General features: G+C 56.1%; 5 protein-coding genes and 1 pseudogene. 3 read left to right on the top strand and 3 right to left on the bottom strand.

The features are described from left to right. The first annotated feature begins 980 nt into the window (after window positions 1-980). The gene (locus tag GHO03_RS23455; protein ID WP_110973451.1) at window positions 981-1,529 is read left to right on the top strand and encodes a cytochrome b; all 549 of its coding nucleotides are present in this window, start codon (window positions 981-983) and stop codon (window positions 1,527-1,529) included. 128 nt (window positions 1,530-1,657) lie between these two features. Here the strand turns inward: GHO03_RS23455 and GHO03_RS23450 are convergent. Continuing rightward, a pseudogene (locus GHO03_RS23450) lies at window positions 1,658-1,867 on the bottom strand (potassium transporter Kup); the annotation flags it as partial. Window positions 1,868-2,857: 990 nt separating this feature from the next. Between GHO03_RS23450 and GHO03_RS23445 the strand changes: the two are divergent. Together GHO03_RS23445 and GHO03_RS23440 are read left to right on the top strand one after the other, a co-directional pair. After that, window positions 2,858-3,142, top strand: coding sequence for a hypothetical protein (locus tag GHO03_RS23445; protein ID WP_153400617.1), 285 nt, complete (start codon window positions 2,858-2,860; stop codon window positions 3,140-3,142). After that, window positions 3,142-4,032, top strand: coding sequence for a site-specific integrase (locus GHO03_RS23440; RefSeq protein WP_153400616.1), 891 nt, complete (start codon window positions 3,142-3,144; stop codon window positions 4,030-4,032). The genes GHO03_RS23445 and GHO03_RS23440 overlap by 1 nt, the downstream gene beginning before the upstream one ends. Window positions 4,033-4,123: 91 nt before the next feature. Here GHO03_RS23440 and GHO03_RS23435 read toward each other — a convergent pair whose 3' ends face one another. After that, window positions 4,124-4,486: a type II toxin-antitoxin system PemK/MazF family toxin gene (locus GHO03_RS23435; protein WP_153400615.1), complete on the bottom strand. Its 363-nt coding sequence runs from the start codon at window positions 4,484-4,486 to the stop codon at window positions 4,124-4,126. After that, window positions 4,480-4,722, bottom strand: a complete 243-nt coding sequence (locus GHO03_RS23430) for an AbrB/MazE/SpoVT family DNA-binding domain-containing protein (RefSeq protein WP_153400614.1) — start codon at window positions 4,720-4,722, stop codon at window positions 4,480-4,482. The genes GHO03_RS23435 and GHO03_RS23430 overlap by 7 nt, the downstream gene beginning before the upstream one ends. Window positions 4,723-5,661 lie beyond the last annotated feature (939 nt).

The following is a 5,661-nucleotide window of genomic DNA, read 5'->3' as shown; positions in this document are numbered from 1 at the left end:
GTGGACACCATCACCCTTATCGTCAGGATTGCCATGCGCCAAGCTGCACGCTGATCTCGTGCGCTGAGGTGGACGGCCGCACTAGGCCGAGCATCGAGCGGCACCAATCCATGCCAAGGTGGGGAAGGTTGCGCACGATCCGCTCTTTCGGGCGAACTGGCCGCATCGAGCCTTCGTACCAACGAAGGATTGGACCAACTAACTACTTACCTCTTTAAAACAAAGGCATACAGCGCAATTCCCACTTCCCCGTACCATTTTTGTATCACCCCACCTTACTCAAAAGACATTCCGCGTTGGGAAAGGCCTTTAATACTCGCGGCGGGTAGCCGAACTGCCGAAGTCCAACCTGATCCATGCTGGGCTTGCTCTACCCTTTTGCCATCCTGGCCGATTCAATCACCTCTGGAAAAAGGTGCGCGAGGCCATACTGCCTGGGGGGAGTCTTCGTAGGCCATTTCTTCGGCCTGAGGCACAGCTGGGCAAGCCAAGAGCAGGTGTCATTTCATAGCGTAGAGGACGTACAGACCTGAGAATCTCAAAGCGGTTGAATGTATGTCAGGTCTCTAGCGTCGATGCGAAACAGGAGCCCCATCGCTTTGATGACCATGGTTCTCGCGACACGTGATAATGCCTCCAGCGCGGGTTTGCTCGCTAAAGCGAGAGATCAGGGAGCTCGAAGAGCGGGTCACCTCAACTAATATCAGGGCGCACCTAACTGGCGTTGATGTAGCGAAGCTACCTGCAGCCCGGCCAACGAATCTGAACAAGCTGAAGAGTGTGCTGGAATGCAAGAGGCTGGCTTGAGTCAAGCCGAGACTGCTAGGCAGCTCTGCATCAGTCGGTCGACTGTAAGCGTCCTGTGGAAACGCACGTTTTTCGCGCACCGCATCAACAATTAAGGCTGGCTTAAGCTGGCCCGCTCATTATCCAGCACTTCCCCGCCCCCCGGCGGACTCAGCGCTAACAAGGAAACCGCGATGGCCTGGAAAAATACCGAATCCCGCTATGGCAGCCTCAGCATCGCCCTGCACTGGCTGATGCTAGTGATGATTGCCGGCCTGTATGCCTGTATCGAACTCAAGGGAAACTTTCCCAAGGGCAGCGACACCCGCGAGCTGCTCAAACAATGGCACTTCATGCTCGGGCTCGGGGTTTTCGCGCTGGTCTGGCTGCGCCTGTTCGCCCGCCTGATAGCCCCGACGCCAAACATCAAACCGGCACCACAAGGCTTGCAGCAAGCCCTCGGCAAGCTCATGCACCTGGCGCTCTACGCCCTGATGATCGGTGCGCCGCTGGCCGGTTGGTTGGTGCTCAGCGCGGCCGACAAGCCAATTCCGTTTTTTGGCCTGGAACTACCCGCACTGATCGGCAAGAACCCGCCGCTGGCCGGCGAGATCAAGGAATGGCACGAACTGGCCGGCGTCGTCGGCTACTGGTTGATCGGCCTGCACGCCGCTGCCGCCCTGTTCCACCAGTTCATCAGCCGCGACAACACCGTCGTGCGCATGCTCCCCGGTCGCGACTAAGCCGCCTGCGGCCTAGCAGTGGATGTCTGTAGGAGCCAGCTTGCTGGAGAAAGCTCTGCAACAAAAGGCATCGCCAGCTTGCTGGCTCCTACAAAAGCCCGACGCCCAACGAATCGCGAAGGCGGCACTCAAATTTCCACCTGGGTTCCCAGCTCTATCACCCGGTTCAACGGCAGGTTGAAGAAGCGCACGTTGCTGTTGGCGTCCTTCAATAGAAAGGCGAATACGCCCTCGCGCCAGCGCGCCATGCCGATCCGCTTGGTCGAGATCACTGCCTCGCGACTGAGGAAGTAGGTGCTGCACATCGGGCTGAAATCCAGCCCGTCCAGGTGACACAAACCATCATGGCACATAGCGAACAGCGGAAACCCTGTACCCATAGAACTGCAGCGACGACACCTCTTCACGACACCCCTTGCCTCGACGACAACACCCCTTTACAACACCCCTTACCCGTACAAGACACTCAAAAAAACTGAAACCCTGTAACCATGCGGGTTACAGCGGCAACACCCCTTCACGACACTCCTTGCCTCGACGACGACACCCCTTTACAACACCCCTTACCTGTACAAGACACTCAAAAAAATCTGAAATCCAGTAACCATGCGGGTTACAGCGGCAACACCCCTTCACGACACCCCTTCGGCACAATTGGGCATATTTCCTCTATGTGAGGTGAACCGTCAGACTCCCATAAGTAAGAGAGGTGTTGTGAGCATGTTTTTGAACACGTGTCGCGCAGCGGATGTGAGCGGTGCGCCGGTTGCTCTGGAATGTAATCAGCCAGGTATTGATGCAGCTATGTTATCGGTATCGCTGTAAACCCTCGTGATCCGCGTGTGAAATGCGGTTTTAATCCCACATAAATTCGTCTTCCGTAACCCCGCTAGGTGAGGATCATAAATGCTCCTCTACCTAGCGGGTTTACTCATTATTCTAGCTTATACGCACTTTTATATGCGCATTAAGATAAACGCACTGTATACACCGCCGTTTATCCCTTGTACTCTGGCCGCGTCGTAACCCGTCCTGGTCAACCGAAATCACGCCATTCGTGGTTGAGGCAATGGGCCGTCGCTAGCTACGCCGCCGACCTGATTCATGTCATTCGTGACAGGTAATAGCTCCCGCGCCATCGGGTCAGATCCACGTCATTCGTGGCTGAGATTGGTTTGAGCTGCTCACCCAGCAGGTTAAAAATGGGAACCTTCGCGAGATCAGTCCGAGCGAATCCGAGAGGAGAACAGGGGCGATTCGAGCACTGAGCTCGTCACAGCAAACGGTCTGCCTTCGGGCTCACCACTGTGGTTACTAACGGAGACGTGATGAAAAAGCTGGCCACGAAAAGCAACGACGAGATCGCCGATCTGGCCAAAAGCATCAAGACGCTGGCGGCCGTGCAGCGTAAAACCCGCAAAAAGCCTTCCCAACTGGATCGGCACGCGGATGACTTGATGCGCCTGCTGCAGGCCGGTCTAAACGGTAAAGACTTGCAGCGCTATCTACAGAGCAAACCCATTCAGTTGTTTGTCTCCGACTCCACAGTGACCCGCTGGATTCATAAAAACGGCCTACGTCTAAGCAAACCGTCCACGCCGACGAAGCCCTGATGGCGCGTTTCTCGTCAGCTGAAAAACAAGCCAAGCGCATCGGTCGCAGCCTGCACAAATCAGGTGCTGTGCAGTCCCTACGGACAGCGAACGGTTACGCCGGCGCACTCGCGCTGTACGGACAATGGCTTGAAGAGCGCGGCATCCAGCTGGGCCTCGCCACGCGAGACAATGCTGTCGCCTATCTCGACTATCGCAGCGAGCAGGTCGGTCAGGCCGCTCTAAACCTCGACCGCCAGGCTATCAACTCGTTCCGAACCGCCACGTTGGGTCAGGACGATGTGATTGGCATGGTGCGCTCTGAAGCCACAACCGCACTGAAATCTCGGGCCTATACACCTGAGCAAATCCAGCTGGTCATGGAACACCAATCACCCGCTAACCGGTTCGCTACCGAGCTGGCTGCCGCCGCAGGGCTACGCACCCATGAACTGCTCACCCTGCGCCCAGTGGCCGAGCGCGCGCCATCTGACCGTGACTGGGACCCACTGACGCACATGAAAATCCAGGGGAACCGGTACACCGTTGTTGGTAAAGGCGGGCTAGTTAGAACCGTCAAAATCCCCTATGCCATGGCTGAGGCGCTTGAAAAGCTTCGCCTGGAAACACCACGTACAGTGCTCGACCGAAAAATTCGCTACGTGCAGCACTACAACCTCCCAGGCGGTAATAACCTTTCAAAGTCCTTTAGCGACGCCTCAAAGCGCGCGCTGGGCTGGAGTACTGGTATCCATGGCCTGCGGCACACCTACGCACAGCAGCGCATGCGCTTGCTCTGCCAGGCGTTCCAAACTCGCAACGGGCGAATGGGGCGTGACCGGGCGTTGCAGATTGTCAGCCATGAAATGGGCCACTTGCGGCCTGAAATCACACTGGTCTACCTGCGCTGAACTCCCATCCTGGGAATCGAGTTTAGTCGCAGTCAAAAAAACGAGCTTCTAGTGCAAGGTTCAACTGTTGCTAGACGCATAGGGGTAAACCCTAGTCGTCCAGCAGAGTGCTTACGCAGTCGAGCACCTGTTGCACGATGTCAGCCGGTGCTTTTTCTTTGAAGCTGGCCTTGCGCGCCCGCCAATCAAGCGTGCGCACCTGGTGACTGTGGATGTTTCCCTGGGTATCGGCACCAGAGCCCATCAACGTGACCAAAAAGCCCTGATCACGGGCATTTTCAGCGCGGCCTTGAGACACCGGACAGACCAGCGCGAGCCCAAAGGAATCGTTGAACTCGCGCTTCGATAACACCAGGCAGTAATGCTCACCCAGCATTTCCCGGCCGGTGGAAGGGTCGAAGTTCAAATGCCAGATTTCACCCCGATCAGGAACACTCGGTGGACGCCTTACCATTGTTCATTTCCGACCGCAGCCATGTCATCCCAGCCTTCGACACGTGCCTCTTTAGGGGTCGCTGCAATCAGCTCGGCCAGGGTGGGTTTCTTCCGGCTGGGTTTGACCACCAGGGCATCCCCTTCGATTGTCCAAGCCAGCTGGCAACCGGCAACCAAATGGTTCTGTGCTGCAAACGCAGCCGGCACCGCCAAAATCAATGATCCGCCCGAGCGGCGAAGCGCAACAGTCCCCATAGCCAGACCCTCCTAAAGTTTTACAAAAGTATAACAATCCTTTGACCAATAGGAAACGGAATCCAGCTCGAGGGTGCAGTACTGCGCTAAGCATTGGAGCGGAAGACGGGAAAGAGGGAAAGAGGGAAAGATTCCGGCTATGTGATAGCCATACCCGATTACGCGCACCTGGAACCTATGGATTCCGGCTAACCGCTGCCATAAACAAACCGATTTACCCTGCTGCGAGCACGCGCAGTGCGTTTAACGCTTAAAGACAAGGAAATATCCCTTATCACGTGAATAAGGGCTTGCAGAGGCTCCCAGGGGCCACCCGTTCAGAGAACTCTGTGTATTACCCAGAACCTTGCCCGAGGTCTTCCGATTCACGCATGGGTTCCAGGTTGGCCGAAAATCGTCAGCAACCCCCAACACTGATTACTCGCTTTGGATGGTTTGGATGCCTACGCGATAGTGCGGGGTAATTTCGATTGGTGTGTTATGGCAAAAAGTTTCTGGCCGTAGGCCAGGCATATAGCGGTTTGCTTGTGATTGGCTTTGCTTATGCCAGTGAGGTATCGGGTTGAGTGAAGAGTTTTGCGCCAGGCGGCGCGCTTGCGCGCCTGGTAGCAGCCGTGCCGCTTGCGGCGCGACATAGTCAACAGGAGGGGGAGCCGCCCGAAGGGTGGGGGAACACCGTAGGGGTGCCCCGGCAGAGCCGCTGCATTTTCCAGATTTCAGCACGGCCTGTTAAAGATTTAAAGTTAATAAAACGCGCGCGCGCGTTACGATTTCTGTAAGCCGCGCAGCACTAGGCCTGCAAGGGCATTCTTTTGGGTGAAACACCGTGTCGCGTTTTGGGTGAAACACCGTGTGTAAGCACGATTCTTTTGGGTGAAACACCGTGCCTATCCACAGGCTCAGCATAAGGCCATTCATTTGGGTGAAACACCGTATGTC

Origin of the sequence: Pseudomonas sp. FSL R10-1339 (assembly GCF_009600545.1) — a bacterium.
Lineage (GTDB): Bacteria > Pseudomonadota > Gammaproteobacteria > Pseudomonadales > Pseudomonadaceae > Aquipseudomonas > Aquipseudomonas bubulae.
Note: the sequence above shows the minus strand (reverse complement) of the source record. Positions and strands in the feature narration are given on the sequence as shown.

What these genes read in the sequence shown, in the direction of transcription:
- GHO03_RS23455 (WP_110973451.1), top strand. Translation starts at nt 981, where the DNA reads ATGGCCTGGAAAAATACCGAATCCCGCTATGGCAGCCTCAGCATCGCC.
- GHO03_RS23440 (WP_153400616.1), top strand. Translation starts at nt 3,142, where the DNA reads ATGGCGCGTTTCTCGTCAGCTGAAAAACAAGCCAAGCGCATCGGTCGC.
- GHO03_RS23430 (WP_153400614.1), bottom strand. Translation starts at nt 4,722, where the DNA reads ATGGGGACTGTTGCGCTTCGCCGCTCGGGCGGATCATTGATTTTGGCG.
- GHO03_RS23445 (WP_153400617.1), top strand. Translation starts at nt 2,858, where the DNA reads ATGAAAAAGCTGGCCACGAAAAGCAACGACGAGATCGCCGATCTGGCC.
- GHO03_RS23435 (WP_153400615.1), bottom strand. Translation starts at nt 4,486, where the DNA reads ATGGTAAGGCGTCCACCGAGTGTTCCTGATCGGGGTGAAATCTGGCAT.